Raw genomic sequence first — 23,365 nt, 5'->3', positions numbered from 1 at the left:
CGTCAGACCCCCGCAGCCGCGAGCTCGGCGGCCTTGTCGGCCGCGTTGTCCATTGTGTCCACCACGGTGACCAGCGGGTGGTTGGCCTCGGCGAGGATCCGCCTGCCTTCCTCCACGTTGTTGCCGTCCAGGCGGACCACGAGCGGCTTCTTGGCCTCGTCGCCCAGGATGCCCAGCGCGGCCACGATGCCGTTGGCGACCGCGTCGCACGCGGTGATGCCGCCGAACACGTTCACGAACACCGAACGCACGTCGGGGTCGTGCAGGATGATGTCCAGGCCGTTGGCCATGACCTCGGCCGACGCGCCGCCGCCGATGTCGAGGAAGTTCGCGGGCTTGACGCCCTTGTGCTTCTCACCCGCGTAGGCCACCACGTCGAGGGTGGACATCACGAGGCCGGCGCCGTTGCCGATGATGCCGACCTGGCCGTCCAGCTTGACGTAGTTGAGGCCCTTGGCCTTCGCCTTGGCCTCCAGCGGGTCCTCCGCCTGCTTGTCCACCAGCGCCTCGTGGCCGGGGTGGCGGAAGGAGGCGTTCTCGTCCAGCGTGACCTTGCCGTCGAGGGCGACGATCTTGCCCTCGGGGTCGCGGACCAGCGGGTTGACCTCGACCAGCGTGGCGTCCTCGGAGACGAACGTCTCCCAGAGCTTCACGATGACGTCGGCGACCTGGTCGGCCACCTCGGCCGGGAACTTGGCGGCGGCCACGATCTCGTCGGCCTTCGCGCGGTCCACACCGGTGATCGCGTCGACCGGCACCTTGGCCAGGGCCTCGGGCTTGGTCGCGGCGACCTCTTCGATGTCCATGCCGCCCTCGACGCTGGCCATGGCCAGAAAGGTGCGGTTGGCGCGGTCGAGGAGGAAGGAGAAGTAGTACTCCTCCGCGATGTCGGACGCCGGCGTCACGAGCACGCGGTGGACGATGTGGCCCTTGATGTCGAGGCCGAGGATCGCCTCGGCCTTGACCTCGGTCTCGTCCGGGGTCTCGGCCAGCTTGACGCCGCCCGCCTTGCCCCGGCCGCCGGTCTTGACCTGCGCCTTGACGACGACGGTCTGGCCGAAGCGCTCGGCGATCGCCTTGGCTTCGGCGGGGGTGGTCGCCACGTCGCCCGGAAGTACCGGGACGTCATGGGCGGCGAAGAGATCCTTCGCCTGGTACTCGTACAGGTCCACTCGGGTCTCCTGCGACGTCGGTGTCGGACACCGCGTCCTTCGTGCGGTCCTCTGAGGTCCGGCGCTCCAGGCTGGGGCCTGGTGCCCACACGTACCAGGCATCACCTGGAACGCCGGCATAGCCGAGGGGGACCGGCTCGACGCGGCTTCGCAAGACACTATCGACCGGCCAGGACTACTCCGCATCCCACGCCCGTGAAGTCGGTCATAACGGTGGTGAGGTCGATCACCACACCGATTCAGCAGGCACTTTCCTCACAACCGGTTCCCGCGGGCTGTGCGGCTCCGCGGGGCGGCCCGGCGCACCGCTCAGCGGGCGGTGCGGAGGGCGGCGGAGACGAGGAACGCGGCGGTGGCCGCCGCCGCCAGCCACAGACCGGGGCCGGGCACGGCGCCGGCGGCGCGGGCGGCGGTGAGCGGGTACTCCAGCGCGCGCACCCCGGTGACGACGGCCGCCCCGAGCAGCAGCGCCGCGCCCCGGTCCGCACGGGCCTTGAGCGCGACCCCTGCGGCGACCACCGCGGCGACCAGCGCCACGAGGAGCCCCCACGACCCGGCACCCAGGCCGAACGCGCCGATCGGCACGTAGTCCGAGGCCCGCAGGACGGGCAGGGCGAACGCGCCGACCGCGAGCAGCGCGGCGATCATCGTGCCGGCGATCAGCGGCAACGGCGGTTCGGCTCCGGCGACGCCCACCTCGTCCCGCTCGACCGCGCCGGCCAGGGCCGCGGTGCCGGCAGCGGCCGCCGCAGCCGCGACGGAGGCGACGGTGAACCAGACACCCGGGCCCGGCTGGGCGCTCAGCTCGGTGGCGGCGAAGACCGCGTCCAAGGCGCCTCCGGCCGCCAACGGGACGGTCGCGGTGGCGACGATGAACGCGGGCCGGACGGCGGCCTTGGCGATCAGCGCCGCGGCGAGCACGGCGGTGGCGATCGCGGCCGGCCAGAGCAGGCGGGCCGCGTAGTCCGTCGGCGGCGTGAGGCCCATGGGGAGGACCAGGTGGTCGGTGGACGCACCCGCGACGGCCGCCGCCGCCGCGACGAGCCCGAGCACGCCGGCGATGACGTGCAGGCGACGCGCGCCGGGCAGTTCGACGTCGTGCACCTCCTTGTCCTTCTCCGCACCGGCCTTGGCCGCGCGCTGCGGCCACGCGAGCGCAACCGCGGCGCCGAGGACGAGGAACGGGCCGACGGCCGGGCCGATCCCGTCGGCCGCGAGGGCCGTGGCGATCGGCGGGAGCGCGAGGGCGAGGAGGACGGCGGCGAGGCCGAGGAGTCCGCCCTTGCGGGCTTCGTTCGTGGTGGCGCTGGCCGCGAGCACGGCGAGGGCCGGCGCGGCGAGCGTGACGAGCAGCCCGCCCACCATCGGCAGGGTCGGCGAGTCGAACGGCCCACGGGCCGGGACCAACGCGTCGGACGAGGTGAACGGCACGGTGAACAGGCCGATTCCGGCGACGATGCCCGCCGTGGCGGGGAGCATGAAGCTCGCGCGTTCACTGCGGACGTCCGGTTCCGCACCGAGGGTGGCCATCGCGCCGACGCCCGCCGCGATGAGGAGGACGTGCCCGGCGAGGAGCAGCCACACGCCCGCGCTGGGGGTGGGCGGCAGCAGGCTGGTCGGCCGGAGCAGTTCGGGGCGCGACGCGTCGATGGGGCCGACCGCGAGCTGGAGGTCGTCGAGGAGCCGCCCGACGGCGAACACGGCGGGGGCGACGAGGGCCGCCGCAGCGGTCGACTCCTGACCTCGGGAGAGGAAGAACGCCGCCGAACCCGCAGGCAGAAGGGCCAGGAGCGCCAGGAGCGGCCAAGCCGTGAACGCGGGCGGTGCGGAGTCCTCGACCACTCCGAGGGCCGGGGCCACCGCGGTGAGCAACGCGCCCGCCACCGCCACCCCGACCGCGGCCCGCAGTCTCGTGGGGGTGGCTGAGACCGGTTCAGCGGTTCGGATCACCGCTCGGACGCTAGCAAAACCGGGCGGCACCCGAAGGGCGGGCGGCTCACGGCGGCGCGGCGGTCCGCGCATGTGGAGAAAGGACAGTGGGTACCCCTACTTGGTGAGCACATCACTTACGTTCAGCCGCATGGGTGATGGCGCGCGGCGGGCGGTCGGGGCGTGGCTCGGTGCGGGCCGGGCGTTGGCCGACGAGGTGCTCGGCGTCTCCGGTGACGTGCTCCGCGCCGTCGCCTCACCGGGCGGCGTGCGTGGCGTCGTGGTCGAAACGGCCTGGTTGGCGGCGCACACGGTGCTGTACCCGTGGGGCGTCCTGGAGGAGCGGTTGAAGCCCGACGGGCACTTCCGCGCCTACCGGACCGACGGCCTCCCGCCCCGTCAGCGCGGCCTGGTGGTTTCGGCCATGGACGCGGCGGGAACCCCCATCGTGTTGGTGCACGGCATCGGGGACAACAGGTCCGCCTTCGCAGTGCTGTCGGGGGCATTGCGAAGGCGTGGCTTCGGGGTTGTGCACGCCGTGAACTACAGCGTGCTGACGGCGTTGACGGGGGACGTCCGCCGGTCGGCCGCGCTGCTGGGGGAGCATGTCGAGCGGATCTGCGAGCAGACCGGGTCCGACCGGGTGCACGTCGTCGGCCACTCGCTGGGCGGCCTCATCGCCCGCTACTACGTGCAGCGCCTGAACGGCGACGCACGCGTGCGCACGCTCGTGACGCTCGGGACACCGCACGGCGGCACGCTGGCCGCCTACCTGCTCTCCACCACCCTGACCAGGCAACTCCGGCCCGGTTCGGAGCTCCTGTCCGAATTGGCCGAAGCATCCCGGCCGTGCCGCACGAGGTTCGTCGTGGTCTGGAGCGAGATGGACCAGGTGATCGTGCCGCAGCGGAACGCCCGGTTGGCGCACCCGTCGTTGCTCGTGGAGGAGCACCGGATACGTGATTCAGGTCACCTATCCCTGCCTGTTGACTCCCGAACGCTACGCGCTGTCATGAGCGCTATCACACGTTCGGATGACGAGCAAAATCACCCCATCGTGCCTGCACGCACGGGGTCTCCGAACGCGGCCCTGACTGAGGGTCACGGCTCACACTCCGGCCTTCCGCACTGACCGCTATTCGGTAGACATCGCCATCGGGGATTGCCCTTAGGGGCTCCGCGCCGTTATCTTCCCCCGGTCCGTTGTCACGGTCTGGTCACAAGCAGGACGACGAGTCGGTACCCCGACCGGCTCAACCGGGATCCCCCGCCCGGTGTCCGACCGGACTCCCCGAAGACGGAAGGCCAGGTTTTGTCTCAACACCGCTCCCCCGGCGGCCATACGAGTTCAGCTGTGCTCGAAGAGGCGGTAGACCGCGCTTCGACGCGTCCAGTGAGCACGCACCGGCTTCCACCACCGCCCTCGGCGCTGCGCGGCCGGATCGTGGTCGCAGCCGTTGCCGTCGGCGCGTTCGCCGCCGCAGGCGCCGGGCAGACGATCCACGCTCTGGGCTCCGACTCGTCGGCCGCGTCCGACGAGATCACGCCGCTCGCGAACGCCTCCGAAGGCGCCGCAGCGTTCGGCGTCGGCGGCACAGGACCCGCGTCACCGCAGGTGCTGCCGGTCGCCAAGACGGTCGACTCCGCCGCCGAGGCGCAGAAGCTCGTCAAGAGCCAGCAGATCACCGAGGACCGCGAGGCCGCCGAAGCCGAGGCCAAGCGCCCCAAGTTCTCGCACCCCGCCGCCGGCTCCTTCACCTCCGGTTTCGGCGGTCGCTGGGGCGAGATGCACTACGGCATCGACATCGCGGGCCCCATCGGCACACCGATCCTGTCCGCCGCGGATGGTGTCGTGATCGAGGCCGGTCCGGCAAGTGGTTTTGGCCTCTGGGTCAAGGTCGAGCACGCCGACGGCTCCGTCACCGTCTACGGCCACGTGGACACGTACTCCGTTTACGAGGGCCAGCGGGTCCGGGCGGGCGAGCAGATCGCCCGGATGGGCAACCGCGGCTTCTCCACCGGCCCGCACCTCCACTTCGAGGTCTGGAACCCGGACGGCAAGAAGATCAACCCGTTGACCTGGTTGAACTCCAAGGGCATCAGCGTCTGACGCGGTTGGTCCCACACGCGGACAAGAAGGGCCGGGCTGCGCGGAGCAGCCCGGCCCTTCCACTGTGCAACCGCCCCCCGAAGGCGATCCCTCCTGCGGCCACCGCCCCGACACGGCGCCCGCCCCACTACCTTCCCCCCTGTCGCCACGAAGCGGCTCCCCTCGGCCGGTTCACCCCGAACGACCCGCCCGTTCCGCTTGTGACACCCCTAAAGACGCGCGGACCCGAGTCTGGTTGCACCCGGACCAGGCCACGATCGGGTGACGGCCGGGTGAACGATCAGGCCGCGCCGGCGGTGGCGTCGAACGCCGCCCTCGCCGCCGCGATCTCCGCCTCGTGCCGGTCCGACCAGTCGCTCAGCACCCGGGCCGTCCGGTGCAGGCTCGCGCCCAGCGGGGTCAGCTCGTAGTCCACCCGCGGCGGGGCGGTCGGGTGGACGGTCCGCAGCACGAGCCCGTCGCGCTCGAGTCGGCGCAGCGTCACGGTCATCACCCGCCGGCTCACGCCGTCGATCTTGCGCCACAGCTCGTTGAACCGGTGCGACCGCTCGGCCAGGTACGCCAGCGCGAGCAGCGACCACCGGTCACCGACCCGGTCCAGCACGGCGCGCACCTCGCACCCGGCCCGGTGGTCCCACTGGCGCGCCTCGCCGTCGGCGCAGTCCACGAAAGAAACGCGTTCGTCCACGAGCCGTATTCTCGTGAGTGTTGCATGCACATGCAAGAGAGACGCGCGCCTCGACCGCTCGCACCGGTCGAACGGCGAAGGGCGAAGGGCGAACTACCGCTGAGCGCCCCTCAGAGCTTCACGAGGGGCACGCCGCCGATGAGCATCAGCCGCACCGTCCCAGCGCCGCCGAAGTCGATCGTGGCGGTCGCACGGGGCCCCGAACCGTCCACGGCCACCACGCGGCCGAGCCCGTACTTGTCGTGGCTCACCCGGTCGCCCACGTCCAGCGCCACCGCCGGCGTGTTCTTCCACCCGGCGTTCGACGGCGCGGGCCGCGACGGCGTGGACGACCCGCGGCTGCCCCACGACGTCGGCGCGGACGGCGCGGAGCGCTTCGGCTCCACCCGCCGCCACTCGACCAGGTCGGGCGGGATCTCGTCCAGGAACCGGGACGCCGGGTTGGCGGACGGCTGGCCCCACGCCGAGCGCACCAGCGACCGCGACAGGTACAGCCGCCGCTGCGCGCGGGTGATGCCGACGTACGCGAGCCTGCGCTCCTCCGCCAACTCGGTCGGGTCGCCCAGCGCCCGCATGTGCGGGAAGACGCCGTCCTCCCAGCCGGTGCAGAAGACGACCGGGTACTCCAGGCCCTTGGCGGTGTGCAGCGTCATCAGCGTGACCACGCCGTCCGACTCCGCGTCCGGCACCGAGTCGGCGTCCGCGACCAGCGACACCCGCTCCAGGAACGCGGCCAGCGAACCCTCGGCGGGCAGCCCGTCGTCCAGGGGCACGGCCTCGTCGGCGACGGGCACCGCCGCGCCGAGGTCGGTGAACTCGCGGGCCACCGTGACCAGCTCGTTCAGGTTCTCCACCCTGGTGTGGTCCTGCGGGTCCTCGCTGGCCTCCAGCTCGGCCCGGTAGGCGGTCTTCTCCAGCACCGCCTCGAGGATGTCGGCCACGTCGTCGCCGCGGTCGACCAGCACTCCCAGCTCGTCCATCAGCTCGACGAACCCGGCGATCGCGTTGCGGGAGCGCGGGTTGAGCAGCGGCACCCTGCCCTCGACCGCCGCGCGCAAGGCCGTCGCGAAGCCGATCCGCTCGCGCTCGGCGTACGCCGACACGCACGCCTCCGCGCGGTCGCCGATGCCGCGCTTGGGCACGTTGAGGATGCGCCGCAAGGACACCGTGTCGTCCGGGTTGGACAGCGCCCGCAGGTACGCCAGCGCGTCCCGCACCTCGCGCCGCTCGTAGAACCGGACACCGCCGACGACCTTGTAGGGCAGGCCGAGGCGGATGAAGATCTCCTCGAACACGCGCGACTGGTTGTTGGTCCGGTAGAACACGGCGATCTCGCCGTTGTTCGCCTCGCCGCCGTCCACCAGCCGGTCGATCTCGCGCGCGACGAACGCCGCCTCGTCGTGCTCGTTGTCCGCGACGTAGCCGACGATCTTCTCGCCCTCGCCCAGGTCGCTCCACAACCTCTTGTCCCGGCGGTCGGGGTTGCGCGAGATGACCGCGTTCGCGGCGCTCAGGATGGTCTGGGTCGACCGGTAGTTCTGCTCCAGCAGGATGGTGGTGGCCTGCGGGTAGTCCCGCTCGAACTCCACGATGTTGCGGATCGTCGCGCCGCGGAAGGCGTAGATCGACTGGTCGGCGTCGCCCACGACGCACAGCTCGCCCGGCGGTACGCCGTCCTTGCCGGTGCCGATCAGCTCGCGGACCAGCGTGTACTGCGCGTGGTTGGTGTCCTGGTACTCGTCCACCAGCACGTGCCGGAACCGGCGGTGGTAGTGCTCGGCCACGTCGGGGTGGCCCTGCAGCAGCTCGACGGTCCGCATGATCAGGTCGTCGAAGTCCAGCGAGTTCGACTCGCCGAGCCGGCGCTGGTAGCTCTCGTAGACCTCGGCGACGCGGCGCTCCAGGTCGTTGGTCGCGCGGTCCTTGGCGGTGGGCGCGTCGACCAGCTCGTTCTTCAGGTTCGAGATGTGGATCGCCAGCGTGCGCGCCGGGTAGCGCTTCGGGTCGAGGTCGAGGTCCCGGGCCACCAGCGTGATCAGCCGGCGGGTGTCGTCCGAGTCGTAGATCGAGAAGTTGGACGACATGCCGAGGGTCTTGGCCTCACGGCGCATCACCCGGACGCACATCGAGTGGAACGTGGACACCCACATCGAGCGGGCCCGCGCGCCGACGAGGTCGGACACGCGTTCCTTCATCTCGGCGGCGGCCTTGTTGGTGAAGGTGATCGCCATGACCTCGCCGGGGTGGACCTCGCGCTCGGCGAGCAGGTAGGCGATCCGGCGGGTGAGGACGCGCGTCTTGCCCGAGCCGGCACCCGCCACGACCAGCAGCGGGGCACCGGCGTGCTCGACCGCCCGGCGCTGGGACGGGTTGAGGTCTTCGAGCAGCCGTCCGGGGTGGGAGCCGGTGGACCGGGAGGGGTGACTTGTGGGCAAGTCGAACAAGGCGCTCATCGCCTGTTCACGTTACTCGGTGGCCCCGACAGTCCTCGGCTGTGGCATGATGAAGCGGTGCGCATGGCCCACTTCGAGTTTTTTTACGGGAACCGGACTCCGGCTCCCGTGGAGAGCTAGCGCAACCAAGCCACCACGAAGCCCCGGAGTCCTCGGACCCCGGGGCTTCGTTGCTGCCCAGGGCTGGGACTCCCACCAGAGTCGAGAGGTCGTCACCATGAACAGCACCGAAGCCGCACCGGACATCGACGCGTTGCGCGAGGAGATCGACCACCTGGACGCCGAGCTGCTGCAGATGGTCAAGCGCCGGGTCGAGATCTCCAAGATCATCGGCGCCGCGCGGATGGCCGCCGGCGGCACGAGGATCGTGCACAACCGCGAGATCGACGTGATCAACCGGTACAAGGAACTCGGCCCCGAGGGCCACAACCTGGCGATGATCCTGCTCAAGCTCGGCCGCGGCCCGCTCGGGCGGTGACGTGGCCGCGGCTCCGGGGACTGCAGCCCGGTCACCGCGACCTCGCCGTGGTGGTCCGGTCGGGTCACTGACGTGCGAACTGCCAGCTGGTCAGGGTGGACTTGGCGCGGGCCAGGTCCACCTCCACCAGCTGGGTGTCGTCCGGCACGTAGGCCAGCGGGTCGTCCAGCAGGTCCAGGTCCAGCAGGCCCTCCACCAGTGAGTGCAGGCACAGCGCGGAGTAGCCGCGCAGGTAGCCGCCCTCCTGGGTGAGCACGGTCGGCAGCCCGAGTCCCGCCACGGCCCGGCCGATCGAGCGGTACCCGTCGGCGGTCAGGTTGTGCCTGCCGTTCGGGTCGAACGCGGACCCGTCGAAACCCGAGGCGCAGACCAGGAAGTCCGCGCCGAACTCCGCCAACGCCGGGAACGCGACCTCGGCCAGCGCCCGCCGGTAGGCGCCGTCGCCCGCACCCAGCGACAGCTCGACGTTGATGTTCGACGCCCCCGACTCGGCCGGCGACCCGGTCTGGACGTGGTTGGCGCCCCACGGCCCGTGCCGCATGTGCACGGACACCGTCAGCACGTTGGGGGTGTCCCGGAAGACCTCCTGGGTGCCGTTGCCGTGGTGCACGTCCCAGTCCAGGACGGCGACCCGGCGACCCGCGCGGCGGGCCGTCTCGGCGACCAGCGCGGCGTTGTTGACCAGGCAGTACCCGTCCGCCAGCGCCGGCTGGGCGTGGTGGCCGGGCGGGCGGACCAGGGCGTACGCCAAGCGCGTCCGGCCGGCGGCGACCGCCTCGTACGCCGCCAGGGCGGTGCCGGCCGCGGCGCGGATCGCGTCCCACGAGCCGGGGCCGACGACCGTGTTCACCTCGACGGTCGTGCGCCGCCCGCACGCCGCGCGGAGGTCGTCCAGGTAGGACGGCGCGTGGACGCGCGCCAGCTCCTCGTCCGTGGCGAACCTCCCGGTCGACCAGGACAGGTGAGGTGCGATCGGGCCGTGCTCCAGGGCGTGCCGGAACGTGCGCAGCCGGGCCGCGCTCTCCGGGTGCGGCTCGGCCACGTCCAGCCACTCCCAGCGGCCGGGCAGCTCCCACAGGCCGACGCCCGTGTCGTGCTCCAGGCAGGCGTCGTGCCAGAAGACCTCCACCTCAGGTGGATATCAGGGCGATCACGGATGGTCCAGCGGCTTTGGTCGAGGGCACACTGTGCACATGGGAGTCATCGGTCTGATCACTGGCCTCATCGCGATCGTGGGTGTGCTGGCCGCGCTGGCGCACGACGGCTACCTCGCGATGCTCGGTTCCGCCGCCAAGTCCAAGCGCGCCGCGGGCGCGCCGATCGCGCAGTACGTGCGCAGCCGGTGGACCGTCGCCGGCGTCACCACGATCATCGCGCTGGTCGGCCTGCTGATCACGTCGGGCACGGGCACCTCGGGCGACATCATCGGCGCGCTGATCGCCGGCGGCGCCGGTTTCGCCGCCACCAACGCGCTCCAGAGCACCCGGAAGAAGTTGAACAGCGGCAGCTGATCTGGTCCTCAGATTCACACTTACGTGTGTCGCTCAGTGCCACAGGCCTGATCTGCACGGCTCCACGGGGACCCTGCTCCTACTCTGAAGTAGTTGCGGGGTCCTCAGCGTCCCACCCCCATGCCCCGCGCCACTTGAGCCATCCAGGTGAGCGTGAAACCGATCAGGTGAACAGGGCTACGAGGGTCGTCAGGCCAGGGGGCGGGAGGGGTCTGCACAGCTATGGACATCGGGGAACCGGGACAGTCGGGCCGGCAGCGGCATGAGGACGGGGCGGCGCTCTGGCGGCCCTCGGGCGGTGAGTCGGACGAACCGCCCCCGCCACGCGTGGTGGTACGCCCGCTGTCCCAGCCGCCACCGCCACCGCCGTTGTCGCTGCCGGACCAGTTCGCCGACACCGACGCCGTCGGGCTGGGCAAGTTCAACATCGGCATGGTGCCCGCCTCGGTGACGCCGCCCCGGACGTGGAAGCGGGCCGCGTGGTTCGCCGTGCTGTCCTCGGCGGGCGTCCTGGTCGGCCTGGCCATCGCGGCGGTGCAGCTGGTCGGGTCGCAGGGCCCGGTCGAGCGGATCGGGATGCCCGGCTACCCGACCGACGTGCCGCTGCTGACCGGTTTCGCCACCACGCCCCCACCGCCGCCGTCCCCCGCCACCCCCGAGCCGGGCCGTGAGCCCGTCGCCCGCGCCGCGCCGGACGGCCTGCGACCGCCCGCAGGCGACCACCGAACGGCCGCGGGCGGCAGCTCGTCCGCCGACCACACCGCCGACGCGCCGTCGACGGCGCCGCACGTCATCACCACGGTGCCGGCGGACGCGCAGCCGGTGGTGGACCCCGCCGCGATCGCGAGCAGCACCGAGCTGTTCTACGAAGACGTCGCGGACGACTCGGGCAGCGCGTTGACGCTGGTCTCCGATGCTCTCCGGCCGAACGGCGGCGCGTTGCTCCAGCGGTTCGCCGGGGTGTCGCTGATCGAGGTGGTGGAGATCAGGGTGGACGCGGTGAAGGGGCTCACGGTCAGCACGTTGCAGATGACGCACGACGACGGCACCACGAGCACGGAGAAGCGCGAGCTGGTGTTCACCACGACCGGCGATGTCCCGCTGATCGACGGCGAACGCCCGGTCGACGACGCGTAGCGGCCGGACGACGACGCGTAGCGGTCGGACGCAGCGCCGGCGGACTCGTGGCGCCGGTGGGCGGCGGTGGACTTGTGGCGGCGGCCGTACGGCGGCGGTGCACGGCGGGCCGTACGCAGCGACGGCACGCAGCGGCGGTGCGCGGCGGCGGGCATCCGACGGCGGCACGTGGCGGCGGCATCCGACTGCGGGCACCCGGCGATGGGCGCGTGGCGGCCGTATGTAGCGGCGCACCAGTGGCGGCGGTGGCGGGTAGTGGCGGTGGCCGTAGGCAGCGCCGTGACGCGCGTCCTGTGCGCCGTCCCCGTAGCGCCGTTCCGTAGTCCTTCGCCCGTTCGAGCGACGACTTTTGACCACTGGCCGCCACGAACGAGTGAACTCCCGCGCTGAGCTGGCTTCTCGTCCGCCGGGCACGGTACGAGTCTTGGCGACGTCACGACGAGGGAGTCGCCAGTGCAGCGCCCTAGGAAGAGCGGTCGCAGGCACAACCGCGCGGGTTCGGTCACGGTGGCCGAGTTGATCAGGAAACAGCCGGTACCAGTGCGCATCCAGTTCCACGGCCACGCCGCCGGCCGCACCCTGGCCACCGAACTGCTGGGCGACGAGGAGCCGCCGACGACCCGGCGGCCACCCACCCGGGCGGTCAAGCTCGCCGGTGTGGCCACCGGGGCGATCGTGTTGTTCGCCGCGGTCTCGGCCGCCTCTTTCCTGGCGGGGAACCGCCCCACCGGTCCCGAGCAGCCGCACGCCGCGGCGCCCGCGGCGATCAACGGGGCGTCCGCGCTCCGGCCGGACGTGCTGTCGGCGGAGCTGGGTGGCGACCGACCGCGACCGGCTGCCGCCCCGGCGCAGCAGGGCCCGCCGCCCGCCGCCGACCTGCTGGTCGAACCGGCCGTGGTGGTGCCGCCGTCCAGCCTGGTGGCCGGGCCGAACCCCCGCGTGGACGTGGTGCGGCGGTTCTTCGAGCTGCTGCCGGCCAACCCCGCGGACGCGTCCCGGCTGCTGTCGCGGGACCTCCTCGGCGGCGACGTCGACGACTTCGTCGCGTCGTGGGACGACGTGCAGGCGATCACCATCGAGTCGACCACCCTGCGGCCGGACGGCACGGTGCTCGCGGTGGTGTCGATGCAGGAGCGCACGGGTCGGTGGATGCGGGTCGAGCAGGTTTTCCGGTTGACGGAGACGACCGTGCCCAGCATCGTCGGCGCCGAGGTCCTATCAGCCCAACGCAGCTGACTCTCCGTAGCGATCTTCCCCAAACGTTCACTTAGCGTACATAAATCGTGCCTTTGCCAAACAAACTTCACTCAAAGGGGTTACGAAGACGGTCACGATTCGGTATCCATGATCCCGGTCAGTAGCGCAATGCACTCCCCGGGAGAGGTGTTCCAGCGGTGTCGAACGACGACAAACGCCGTCGACAGGATGGCTCGACGGCCAAGCTGTCGGTCGCCGACCTGCTCGCCAGGCGCGAGGCGGAGACGCAGCCCATCCCGCGGATCACCGAGCGGATCAACGACGACGAGGACACCGTGCGCTTCTCGGCGGCAGCGCTGTCGTCCGCGGCCCGGTCGTCCGGGGCACCCTCTGCGGCGCGATCGTCGGCAGGGCCCAGCTCCTCGACGGGCAAGTCGCCCGCGACCAACCTGTCCGGCCGCGAGCTGCACATCACCGAACTGCTGCGCCGCGAAGGGCGCGCCGGCGAGGAGGAGCGCGGCGGCGGGTTCTCCGTGCCGAAGCTCGTCGCGATGGCCGGTGGTGGCGTGGTGCTCGCCGGCACCGTCGCGTTCTCCGCGTCCAGCCTGATGTCGTCGCCGGACGAGCGACCGCTGGCCGAGGTGCGCTTCGACGCACGCGCCGCCGCACGGGGCACCAACCCGCTCACCAAGGACCTCGGCGCAGCCGCCGCCAAGCAGCAGCAGGCGCAGCAGGCACAGGCCGAGACCACCACCACGACGCCCGAGCAGACGCAGCAGCAGACGGTCGAGCAGACCGCTCAGCGCGCGCCGCAGCAGGCACCGCAGCAGACGACCACGACCACCACCACCACGACGACGGAGCAGGCGCCGACGACCCAGGCGTCCCCGTCGACCAGCGAGCAAACGACGACCCCGCCGCCGAGCACCAGCACCGGCACCACGACGCCCGCGCCGCCGAGCTCCAGCACCGCGCCGCCGCCTTCGTCGTCCGAGACGACCACCCCGCCGCCGACCGAGGAGACGGGCATCGGCCTCGACCTCGGGCTCGACCTCGGTGGAATCCTGAACCCGCTCGGCGGCGGGTTCGACTTCTTCGCCCCGGCGAGCTGACGGCACACCGTCCACAACGGTCCGCCCGGGATACCCGGGTGGACCGTTCGCGGTGTCCCGGCACGGGGTCCGGCGCGCCCGGTCGGACGGCTCACCAGGCGGTTGGGCCGTTCGGCCGCAAATACCGCGATCTTCGTGCGAACGGGTGTCCCTACGGGTCGGTATCGGGTATCCCTTCCCGGTCACCCCTCGGCTCACGTGACCTGCGCGACGGCTCGAAAGGCGTAGTCACGACCGGGGTAGGCTCTGCGGGCGGGCGGTGGCCTAGCCTGTTCCGCGCACCGATCCGCACGACGAGGAGCCCGAGCGTGAGACCTGCTGCCACCGCCGCGGTCACGCAACGCCCCAGCGAGGTGGTCCGGTGAGCAACGAGGATCGCGTCATCGCGGACCGCTATCGCTTCCTGGACCGGATCGGCAGCGGCGCGATGGGCGTCGTGTGGCGCGCGCAGGACGAGCGCCTGGGCCGCATCGTGGCGATCAAGCAGCTGCTGCTGGCACCGAGCCTGGACGAGCGCGAGCAGGACGAGGCCATCCAGCGCGCCATGCGCGAGGGACGCATCGCCGCCAAGCTGCACCACCCGAACGCCATCGCGGTGTACGACGTGGTGGAGGAGAACGGCGCTCCGTGCCTGGTCATGGAGTACCTGCCGTCGTACAGCCTGGCCGACACGATGGCCGAGCACGCGCCGCTCGACCCGATCGAGGTCGCGCAGATCGGCATGCAGGCCGCCGCCGCGCTGGCCGCCGCGCACGCGGCCGGGATCGTGCACCGGGACGTGAAGCCCGGCAACGTGCTGCTCGCCGACAACGGCCTCGTCAAGATCACCGACTTCGGCATCTCGCGGGCCAGCGACGACGTCACCGTGACCAAGACCGGCCTGATCGCGGGCACGCCCGCCTACCTGGCGCCGGAGATCGCCCGCGGCCAGGACCCGTCGCCCGCCTCGGACGTGTTCTCGCTCGGCTCGACGCTCTACGCGGCGGCCGAGGGCGAACCGCCGTTCGGGTTGTCGGAGAACACGCTGGGCGTGCTGCACTCCGTCGCGGCGGGCCGGATCAACCCGCCGACGCTCGACCACCCGCTGACCGACGTGCTGCTGCGGCTGCTCAGCTACGAACCGGCCGACCGGCCGACCATGGCCCAGGCCCGCGACCTGCTGAACGCGGTCGCGCAGGGCCGCGACCCGAGCCTGACCGGCCTGCTGCCGGCCAGCTCGCCCGGGTTCCCGCCGGTGGTCACCGCGGGCGCCACGGCCCTCATCGACGGCGACCGGACCCGCGTGGTGCGGCCCGGCCACCGCTCGACGGATGGCGCCTTGCCGGTCAGCCCGCCGCCACCGCCGCCGTCGAAGCCCAGCGGCAACCGGCCGCTGGTGATCACCGCCGTGGCGTTGGGCGTGGTGCTGCTGCTCGGCTTCCTGCTGGTGGCGCTGGACGTGTTCGACCGGAAGGAGCCCGTCACGCCGCCGATCAGCGAGACGAGCTCGTCCACGGCCACGCCGACCACGACGGTGCCGGCGACGAGCGCGGTGACGACCACGGTGGAGACGGAGACCGTGACGGTCCAGCCGACCACGACGGTCGAGCAGCCGACGACCACCACCACGCCACCGCCACCACCCCCGACCACCACCCCCGTCACGACGACGAAGACGACCGCCTCGGTGCCGACGCCCACGAGCGCGCCGACGACGACGTCGGCCCCGCCGGTCACCACCGTGGTGTCGGGGGGATCGTGAACCTCGTAAGGTGGTGCCGATCCCATTCGGGTGACGCAACGTTCTTGTCCTAGTGGCGTCTTGTCGTGTGCCACTGAATGAAGCCCTAGCAGCTACTGGGAGCACGCCGTGAGCGACGATGGCCGCCTGGTTGCCGGCCGCTACCGACTTGGCCGGCGGATCGGCAGCGGTGCGATGGGCATCGTCTGGCAGGCGCACGACGAGCGCCTGCACCGGACCGTCGCGGTCAAGCAGCTGCTGCTCCAGCCCGGCCTGGCGGAAGCCGACACGGACGAGGCGAAGCGCCGCGCCATGCGCGAGGGCCGGATCGCCGCCCGCCTCCAGCACCCGCACGCGATCGCGGTGTACGACGTGGCGGAGGACGACGGCCAGCCGTGGCTGGTGATGGAGTACCTGCCGTCCAAGAGCCTCTCGTCGGCCCTGTCCGAGCGCGGCACGCTGCCTCCCCGTGACGTGGCCTCGATCGGCTCGCAGGTCGCCTCGGCGCTCGCCGCCGCGCACAACGCGGGCATCGTGCACCGCGACATCAAGCCGGGCAACATCCTGCTGGGCAACGAGGGCACGGTGAAGATCACCGACTTCGGCATCTCCCGGGCCACCGGCGACGTCACCGTCACGGCCACCGGGATGCTCGCGGGCACGCCCGCCTACCTCGCGCCCGAGGTGGCCAAGGGGTACGACCCGGGCCCGCCGTCCGACGTGTTCTCCCTGGGGTCGACGCTGTACGCGGCGATCGAGGGCGCACCGCCGTTCGGGTTGAACGAGAACACCATCGCGCTGCTGCACCAGGTGGCGTCCGGCAAGGTCGTGCCGCCGAAGCAGGCCGGTCCGCTGACCGCGCTGCTGATGCGCCTGCTGCGCGCCGAGCCCGAGGACCGGCCGACCATGGCCGAGGCCCGCGAGGCGTTGGCCGCGGTGGCGGCGGGACGGGCCGCGCCCGAGTTCCCGATGGCGATGCCGCAGTCGCACCCGCCGTCGTGGCAGGGCACGCCCGTGCAGGCTCAGGCGACCCGTGCGCCGGCCGTCCAGCACAGCCCGCAGCCCGCCGCGACGAGGGTGGCACCCGCCCTGCAGCCCGCGCCGCAGCGGCAGCAGAGCCACACCCCGCCGCACGGCCACCCGATCGGCGCGTCGAGACCGGCCGCGAAGAGCGGTCCGATGAAGAGCAGGCGGTCCGCCGTGGTCACCGCGCTCGCCGTCGCGGGCGCCGCCGCCGTGGGCATCCTGCTGGCCAGCATCGTGTCCGACGGCGACGCCGACGACAAGCAGGCCGGCGCGACCACGTCGAACACGGCCGTGGAAGCGGGCGGTTCGGCGTCGGCGACCCCGCCGAAGAAGCCGGTCAGCCCGCCCCTCACGATCACCACCGACCCGACGCCCGCGCAGCAGGAGCAGACGGTCCGGGACTACTTCGCCATGCTCCCGGCGGACTCGGACGAGGCTTTCGGCCGCCTCAGCGACAAGATGAAAACGACGTCCGGCGGGCTCGCCGGCTTCAAGGGCCGGTGGGACCAGGTGAAGTCGGTCTCCCTCCGCGAGGTGTCGCAGAACGCGGACTACGCGTACGTGGTCGTCCTCGAGTACGAGATGAAGAACGGCTCGCGCACCACCGAGCGCAAGCTGGTCGGCCTGGCCTGGCGGGGCCAGGGCCTGTTCATCGACAAGGAAGAGCTGCTCGCCTACCCGTGACCTAGCGGGACGAGGCCTTCAGGGCTTCGAGCAGGCTGGTCACGGCCGGTGAGCCGACGCCTTCCTCCCGGATCGCGGCGCAGATGGTCCTGGTCGGCTCGGGGTGGCGCAGCTTGCGGATCACCACGCCGGGGTGGACCACGCCGAGGCTGAGCTTGGGCACGATGGTCACGCCGAGCCCGGCCGCGACGAACCCCTGGGCGGTCGGGTAGTCGTCCGCCTCGACCACGACGTTGGGCGCGAACCCGGCGCCCGCGCAGGCGTCGAGCACGATGTCCCGGCACGGCCCGGGTGACATCACCGAGTCCACCCACGGTTCCTCCGCCAGGTCGGCCAGTTCGATCACGCGCTTGCGGGTCAGCTCGTGCCCGCGCCGCAGCACGGCCAGGTACGGGTCGTCGAGCAGGTGCACGAGGTGCACGCCCCGAGGCGGCTCGCCGTCGCCGTGGTGGACGACGATGGCGACGTCGGCGCGGCCGGCTTCGACCTCCACCATGGGGTCGACCGGCTCGGTCAGCTTGAGGTCGAGCCGGACGTCCGCGTGCTTGGCCCGGAACAGCGCCACGGCGGGCGGCACGAGTGCCGCGCCCGCGGTGGCGAAGTACCGCACCCGGAGCCGCCCGGTCCGGCCCGCGCGCAGGTCGGCGAGCGCCGACTCGGCCTCGACCAGCCGGTCGGCGATGTGCGCGGCGTGCTCGGTGAGCATCCGGCCCGCCACGGTCGGCCGCACGCCCCGTCCGACCCGGTCCAGCAGCGGCAGGCCCGCCTGCTTCTCCAGGGCCGTGACCTGCTGGCTGACGGCCGAGGGCGTGTACCCGAGGTTCACCGCCGCGGCGGTGATGGAACCGGTGGCCACCACGGCCCGGAGCACCTGCATGCGTCGCACGTCCAACATGCCGCGACCTTACAGCTGTGCTTAAGGATCGTGCAGTTCTATTCACTTGTGCTGATGCCAAGCGACCGCGCAAAGTGTGTCCGTGAACAAGCCCGGCACGCTGATCAGGATGGGTGTCCTAGCCCTCATCTGGGGGTCCAGCTTCCTGTGGATCAAGATCGCACTGACCGGCCTCTCGCCGATCCAGATCACCTTCACCCGCACCGCGCTCGGCACCGTGGTGCTGGTAGCGCTCGTGTACTGGAACAAGCAGAGGCTGCCCCGGGACAAGCAGTCCTGGCGGCACCTGACGCTCGCCGCGTTCTTCGGCACCGCGCTGCCGTTCGCGCTGTTCGCGATCGGCGAGCAGACCGTGGACTCGGGCGTCGCCGGTGTGCTCAACGCCACCACGCCGCTGTGGGCGCTGGGCATCGGTCTGGCCCTGGGCACGGAGCGGCAGCGCAACCCCGCGCGGCTCGCGGGCCTCGTGCTCGGCTTCGCGGGCGTGCTGCTGATCTTCGCGCCGTGGCAGCAGGCCGGTCTGGCGAGCTGGGGCGCGCTCGCGTGCCTGGCCGCTGCGGCGTCCTACGCGGTCGCCTACGCCTACATCGGCCGCACGGTGTCCGGGCGTGGCCTGACGTCGATGCAGATCTCCTCGACGCAGCTGGTGGCCGCGACGGGCATGGCGGCGATCGCGATGCCGGTGGCGGGGTTGCAGCCGGTGCACCTGTCCTTGGGGCCGCTGGTCGCCGTGGCGATCCTGGGCGTGTTCGGGACGGGCGTGGCGTTCGCGCTGCACTACCGCGTCATCGAGGACGAGGGCCCGACGAACGCCACGATGGTCGGCTACCTGCTGCCCGTGGTCTCGGTGCTGCTCGGCGCGCTGTTCCTCGGCGAGGCGCTCAACGCACGGGTCGTCATCGGCATGGCGGTGGTCCTCGTCGGCGTCGCGCTGACCCGGAAGCAGCCCGCCGCCGTCATCGCGCCGGCGCCGAAGGAGCCTGCGACTACGCTCAAGTGACCTGCGCTGACCGACTGTTACTCGTCGGTACGGCCAAGTGAGACAGGGGTCGTGGGCAAACGGGTGGACTTGAGACCCAGGTCTCCCCCGATCGTATGGTGTTCACGCGAACCGCGTCCCGATTCCCCCTCTCGGACGTCTCCTCACATGAGAGGGACGACTCCGGAAGGGAACCCACTGGACATGAGCAACGACAGCATCACCATCACGACGACGTTCCACCTCCTCGTCCCGGGCATCACCCCGGCGCCGGTGGCGGCCGAACTCCACTACGAACCAGAGGACCCGTACGCGGTAGCCGTGCTGTTCCACACCGGGCAGGGCAAGGTCGAGTGGATCTTCGCCCGGGACCTGCTCGCGGACGGCCTGCTGACGTCGTCCGGTGAAGGCGACATCCTGGTCCGGCCGGCCGCCGACGACCCGGAGCGGGTGCTGTTGGAGCTGAACGCGCCGACGGGCTTCGCGATCCTGTCCGCCGAGGCCGAGGACATCGCCGAGTTCCTCGACCTCACCTACGACGTGGTCCAGCCCGGCGAGGAGGACCTGTGGATCGACTTCGACCGTGAGCTGGCCAAGCTGGTCTCGACCAACTGACCGATCGCCTACCCTCTGGGCGTGGCGGAGTCCGGGGGGACGGTAGGCGGCAGGTACACGCTGGTCGAGCAGATCGGCAGCGGCGCGATGGGCGTCGTCTGGCTGGCGCGCGACGCGTTGCTCGACCGCCCGGTGGCGGTGAAGGAGCTCCGGCCGGACCTGGCGTTCGAAGAGGTGCAGGTGGTCGGGGCACGGGCCATGCGCGAGGCGCGCAACGCGGCCCGGCTCCAGCACCCCAACGCCGTCGCGGTCTTCGACGTGGTGGTCGAGGACGACCGGCCCTGGCTGGTCATGGAGTACGTCCCCGCGCGCACCCTGGGTGCGCTGCTGACCGAGCGGGGCACGGTGGACCCGGCCGAGGCGGCCCGGATCGGCGGTCGTGTGGCCTCCGCGCTGGCCGCGGCGCACGCGGCGGGCATCGTGCACCGGGACGTGAAACCGTCCAACGTCCTCATCGGCGAGGACGGCACGGTCAAGTTGACCGACTTCGGCATCTCCCGCGCGGCGGGCGACGGCACGCTCACCGGCAGCGGCATGATCACCGGCACTCCCGCGTACCTGGCGCCCGAGGTGGCGCGCGGTGAGCAGCCGGACACCTCTTCCGACGTGTTCTCCCTCGGTGCGACGCTGTACGCGGCGACCGAGGGCCAATCGCCCCACGGTGTGAGCGACAACAGCTTCGGGCTGCTGTACCGGGCCGCGCTGGGCAAGGTCGAGCCACCGACCCGCTCCGGGCCGCTGACCGGCGTGCTGATGCGGATGCTCGCCACCGACCCCACCACCCGGCCGACCGCCGCCGAGGCGATCGGACTGCTGGCCGAGCCGCCCGCCGAGCCCGAGTCGCCTGACCAGTCAGAAGGCCAGTCAGAAGGCCAGTCGCACGACCAGTCGCACGCCGAACCGGCCGCGAAACCGCCCGCCAGGGCCCGCGCGAAGTGGCGCGCCAAGCCACGTGCCGGTTCCGACGACCCGGCCGCCGCGTCACCCGCAGAGCCGCCCGCAGAGTCGCCCGCAGCGTCGCCCGCCGAACCACGCCCGAAGTGGCGCGCCAAGTCACGTGCCGGTTCCGACGACCCGGACACCGCACCACCCGCCGCGTCGCCCGCTCAGCCCTGCCCGAAGTCACCCGCCGAGCGCCGCGCGAAGTGGCCCGCTGAGCCGGCCGCGGCATCGCCGGGGACGGTGCCTGCCGAGGTGCCCGCCGAGAAGTCCACCGGCCAGGCCGGCGGGCAGCGTGGTGGGCAGACCGGCGAGGGGGCCGCCGATCCGTCCCCCGAGCACGAGCGACGTCGTTGGCTGGTGCCGGTCACCGTGGCGGCCGTGCTGGTGCTGCTGGCGGTGGTCGGAGGCGCCGCCGCGTACCTGTGGCCCCGGGCGCGCAACGGGCCCGGCACCCCGGTCACGACCACAGCACCGGCCTACACCACCGAGGACGCGGTGGCGATGGTGCGCGGGCACTACGAGTCGTTGCCGGAAGACCCGCAGACCGCCTACCGGAACCTGGCCACGCACTACCGGCCGACCTTCGAGGACTACACCGGCAACTGGAGTCGGTACGAGCAGGTCCGCGCCGACGACATCAGCGCCGAGCAGGGCCACCCCACCCGGTTCCTCGTACGTGTGCGGGTGACGTTCGTGCAGGACGGGCACGAAACAGCCGGCTGGTACGAGCTCACGGTCGAGTTCGCCGAAGGCAGGCTGCTGATCGTCCAATCCCGGGAGACCGGCTAGCGGGCCGGGTTCAGACCAGCCTGCGGTCGGACGCCCAGCGGGACAGTTCGTAGCGGTTCGACAGCTGCGTCTTGCGCAGCACGCTCGACACGTGCGTCTCGACCGTCTTCACCGAGATGAACAGCTCCGACGCGATCTCCTTGTACGCGTAACCACGGGCCAGCAGCCGCAGCACGTCCCGCTCGCGCGGGGTCAGCAGGTCCAGCTCCGGGTCGCTGATCGGCGCCGCACCGGGCCGGTCGGCGAACGCGTCCAGCACGAACCCGGCCAGCCGGGGGCTGAACACCGCGTCGCCCTCCGAGACCCGCACCACCGCGCGCACCAGCTCCTGGCTGGAGATGGTCTTCGTCACGTACCCGCGCGCACCGGCGCGGATGACGGCGATGACGTCCTCGGCCGCGTCGGACACCGACAGCGCCAGGAACACCACCTCGGGCAGCGCCGTGCGGATCTGCCGCAGCACCTCCGCGCCACCGCCGTCCGGCATGTGCACGTCGAGCAGCACCACGTCCGGCCGGTGGTGCCCGATGCCGGCAACCGCCTCACCGACCGAACCGGCCTCGCCGACCACCTCGATCTCGTCGGTGATCGAGTCCAGCTCGGCCCGCACCCCGGCGCGGAACAGCGCGTGGTCGTCCACCAGGAACACCCGGACGGTCATGTCCTGGACCCCGTCTCTCGCTTGTCTGCGGTCTTCCTCGGCATCATCAGCTGCACCTCCGTGCCCTCACCCAGCCGGGTGCGGATCCGGACTTCGCCGCCGTGCCGGTCCATCCTCCCCCCAATCGAGTCCGCGAGGCCATGCCGGTCCTCCGGCACGGTCTCCGGGTCGAAGCCCTTGCCCCGGTCCCGGACGAACACGGTCACCCGTTCGGGTTCCACTTCGCCGTAGACGCTGATCTCACCGACGCCCGCGTGCTTGGCCGCGTTGACCATCGCCTCACGGGCCGCCTGGACCAGCGCGTACAGGTTCGGGTCCAGCTCGCAGTCGCCGACGACGACCTGCTGCACGGCCAGCGCGAAGCTGTCCTCCACCTCGCCGGCGGCCTTGGCGATCGCCGCGGACATGATCGTCGGCTGGCTGTTGTCGTCGACGACCCGCCCGTACAGCCACTCCCGCAGCTGCCGCTCCTGACCGCGGGCCAGGCGCTTGACCTCGCGCGGCTGCTCGGCCTGCTTCTGGATCAGCGCCAGCGTCTGCAGCACGGAGTCGTGCAGGTGGGCGGCGATCTCGGCGCGCTCCTCGGTGCGGATGCGGACCCGGCGCTCCTCGCCGAGGTCGTTGATGAGCTTGATCCACAGCGGCACGGTGAGCACCGCGACACCGCCCAGCGTGGCGACGACGGCGAGCAGCGCGAACCGCAGCTGGTCGATGCCGTAGCTGTTGACCAGCAGCACGCCGATGCCGATGGCGACCAGGGCGATGCCCGCCAGGACGCGCACGATCGTGCTGCGGCCCGCCCCGAGGAAGCCGGACTTCGCTCCGTCACGCCAACGGCGGCGCTGCGCCTCGTCGGCCTCGCGCCAGACGACCGCGGCGCCGACCAGGGCGACCGCGAGCGGCCCGGCGATCCAGCCGCTCACCGGGCCGGAGAACAGACCGGCCAGCACGGCCGCGGCGATGCCGAGCGCGACCAGGCCGAGCGCCTGCTGGCGTTCCCTCGGGTTCGGCGGGTCCTCCGGTTCGCTGACCGGGCGTTGCGGCACGAACAGCCACAACAGGCCGTAGGCGATCACGCCGACGCCGTTGAGCGCGGTCAACGCGGCGAACGCCGCTCGCACCCAGAACACCTCGATGCCGAGGTGGTCGGCGACACCACCGGCCACGCCCGCGACCACCCGACCCGTCCGCCTGCGGCGCACCGGATCGACGACGGCCTTCGTCTCCACACTCACCTCTCGATGGTCACACGCGCGCAGGGGGCGGT

At 72.0% G+C, this 23,365-nt stretch carries 20 protein-coding genes; 12 read left to right on the top strand and 8 right to left on the bottom strand.

All coding sequences use genetic code 11. The features are described from left to right. Positions 1-2: 2 nt before the first annotated feature. Positions 3-1,172 carry an ADP-forming succinate--CoA ligase subunit beta gene (gene sucC / locus OQ02_RS04550; RefSeq protein WP_033436797.1) on the bottom strand — a complete coding sequence of 390 codons (1,170 nt, stop codon included), beginning with the start codon at positions 1,170-1,172 and terminating at the stop codon, positions 3-5. A 309-nt stretch (positions 1,173-1,481) separates the two neighbouring features. Next, positions 1,482-3,122 (bottom strand): hypothetical protein, encoded by a 1,641-nt coding sequence (locus OQ02_RS04545; RefSeq protein WP_156076864.1) that lies wholly within the window; start codon positions 3,120-3,122, stop codon positions 1,482-1,484. Between the two features lie 130 nt (positions 3,123-3,252). On the opposite strand from OQ02_RS04545, the gene OQ02_RS04540 reads away from it, so the two are divergent. Continuing rightward, positions 3,253-4,233 (top strand): esterase/lipase family protein, encoded by a 981-nt coding sequence (locus OQ02_RS04540; protein WP_051771823.1) that lies wholly within the window; start codon positions 3,253-3,255, stop codon positions 4,231-4,233. A gap of 261 nt (positions 4,234-4,494) precedes the next feature. After that, complete coding sequence (locus tag OQ02_RS04535) at positions 4,495-5,211, top strand: M23 family metallopeptidase (protein WP_231499856.1); 717 nt, start codon at positions 4,495-4,497, stop codon at positions 5,209-5,211. A gap of 280 nt (positions 5,212-5,491) precedes the next feature. Here OQ02_RS04535 and OQ02_RS04530 read toward each other — a convergent pair whose 3' ends face one another. Next, a complete protein-coding gene (locus OQ02_RS04530; protein ID WP_051771686.1) occupies positions 5,492-5,899 on the bottom strand; it encodes a winged helix-turn-helix transcriptional regulator in 408 nt (135 codons plus the stop codon). 110 nt (positions 5,900-6,009) lie between these two features. Continuing rightward, complete coding sequence (gene pcrA / locus OQ02_RS04525; protein ID WP_033436795.1) at positions 6,010-8,352, bottom strand: DNA helicase PcrA; 2,343 nt, start codon at positions 8,350-8,352, stop codon at positions 6,010-6,012. Between the two features lie 46 nt (positions 8,353-8,398). Between pcrA and OQ02_RS46610 the strand changes: the two genes are divergently transcribed. After that, on the top strand, positions 8,399-8,830 hold the full coding sequence (locus OQ02_RS46610) for a chorismate mutase (RefSeq protein ID WP_331281521.1): 432 nt from the start codon (positions 8,399-8,401) through the stop codon (positions 8,828-8,830). Between the two features lie 64 nt (positions 8,831-8,894). Here the strand turns inward: OQ02_RS46610 and OQ02_RS04515 are convergent, their stop codons facing one another. Further along, on the bottom strand, positions 8,895-9,959 hold the full coding sequence (locus tag OQ02_RS04515; RefSeq protein ID WP_033436793.1) for a histone deacetylase: 1,065 nt from the start codon (positions 9,957-9,959) through the stop codon (positions 8,895-8,897). 64 nt (positions 9,960-10,023) lie between these two features. On the opposite strand from OQ02_RS04515, the gene OQ02_RS04510 reads away from it, so the two are divergent. The 6 genes from OQ02_RS04510 to OQ02_RS04485 all read left to right on the top strand — a co-directional run bounded on the left by OQ02_RS04510 (position 10,024) and on the right by OQ02_RS04485 (position 17,217). Further along, positions 10,024-10,341, top strand: a complete 318-nt coding sequence (locus OQ02_RS04510) for a hypothetical protein (RefSeq protein WP_033436792.1) — start codon at positions 10,024-10,026, stop codon at positions 10,339-10,341. A 222-nt stretch (positions 10,342-10,563) separates the two neighbouring features. Further along, positions 10,564-11,478 carry a hypothetical protein gene (locus OQ02_RS04505; protein ID WP_033436791.1) on the top strand — a complete coding sequence of 305 codons (915 nt, stop codon included), beginning with the start codon at positions 10,564-10,566 and terminating at the stop codon, positions 11,476-11,478. A gap of 453 nt (positions 11,479-11,931) precedes the next feature. After that, positions 11,932-12,714: a hypothetical protein gene (locus OQ02_RS04500; protein ID WP_156076863.1), complete on the top strand. Its 783-nt coding sequence runs from the start codon at positions 11,932-11,934 to the stop codon at positions 12,712-12,714. Between the two features lie 158 nt (positions 12,715-12,872). Further along, complete coding sequence (locus OQ02_RS04495; RefSeq protein WP_033436789.1) at positions 12,873-13,787, top strand: hypothetical protein; 915 nt, start codon at positions 12,873-12,875, stop codon at positions 13,785-13,787. Positions 13,788-14,148: 361 nt separating this feature from the next. Beyond that, positions 14,149-15,528, top strand: a complete 1,380-nt coding sequence (locus OQ02_RS04490) for a serine/threonine-protein kinase (protein ID WP_033436788.1) — start codon at positions 14,149-14,151, stop codon at positions 15,526-15,528. A gap of 108 nt (positions 15,529-15,636) precedes the next feature. Next, on the top strand, positions 15,637-17,217 hold the full coding sequence (locus OQ02_RS04485) for a serine/threonine-protein kinase (RefSeq protein WP_033436787.1): 1,581 nt from the start codon (positions 15,637-15,639) through the stop codon (positions 17,215-17,217). A gap of 1 nt (position 17,218) precedes the next feature. Here OQ02_RS04485 and OQ02_RS04480 read toward each other — a convergent pair whose 3' ends face one another. After that, the gene (locus OQ02_RS04480) at positions 17,219-18,112 is read right to left on the bottom strand and encodes a LysR family transcriptional regulator (RefSeq protein ID WP_033436786.1); all 894 of its coding nucleotides are present in this window, start codon (positions 18,110-18,112) and stop codon (positions 17,219-17,221) included. A gap of 76 nt (positions 18,113-18,188) precedes the next feature. Between OQ02_RS04480 and OQ02_RS04475 the strand changes: the two genes are divergently transcribed. The 3 genes from OQ02_RS04475 to OQ02_RS43565 all read left to right on the top strand — a co-directional run bounded on the left by OQ02_RS04475 (position 18,189) and on the right by OQ02_RS43565 (position 21,437). Next, positions 18,189-19,112: a DMT family transporter gene (locus OQ02_RS04475; protein WP_051771684.1), complete on the top strand. Its 924-nt coding sequence runs from the start codon at positions 18,189-18,191 to the stop codon at positions 19,110-19,112. Between the two features lie 183 nt (positions 19,113-19,295). Then, positions 19,296-19,706, top strand: a complete 411-nt coding sequence (locus tag OQ02_RS04470; RefSeq protein ID WP_033436785.1) for an SsgA family sporulation/cell division regulator — start codon at positions 19,296-19,298, stop codon at positions 19,704-19,706. A gap of 21 nt (positions 19,707-19,727) precedes the next feature. Further along, positions 19,728-21,437, top strand: coding sequence for a serine/threonine-protein kinase (locus OQ02_RS43565; protein ID WP_051771681.1), 1,710 nt, complete (start codon positions 19,728-19,730; stop codon positions 21,435-21,437). A gap of 10 nt (positions 21,438-21,447) precedes the next feature. Here the strand turns inward: OQ02_RS43565 and OQ02_RS04460 are convergent, their stop codons facing one another. Then, positions 21,448-22,098, bottom strand: coding sequence for a response regulator (locus OQ02_RS04460; RefSeq protein ID WP_033436784.1), 651 nt, complete (start codon positions 22,096-22,098; stop codon positions 21,448-21,450). Further along, on the bottom strand, positions 22,095-23,333 hold the full coding sequence (locus OQ02_RS04455; protein ID WP_231499855.1) for an ATP-binding protein: 1,239 nt from the start codon (positions 23,331-23,333) through the stop codon (positions 22,095-22,097). Before OQ02_RS04455 ends, OQ02_RS04460 begins: the two co-directional genes overlap by 4 nt. Positions 23,334-23,365 lie beyond the last annotated feature (32 nt).

It is taken from the genome of Saccharothrix sp. NRRL B-16314 (assembly GCF_000716595.1).
Lineage (GTDB): Bacteria > Actinomycetota > Actinomycetes > Mycobacteriales > Pseudonocardiaceae > Actinosynnema.
The sequence above is the reverse complement of the archived record's forward strand: the minus strand, read 5'-3'. Positions and strand labels throughout refer to the sequence as shown.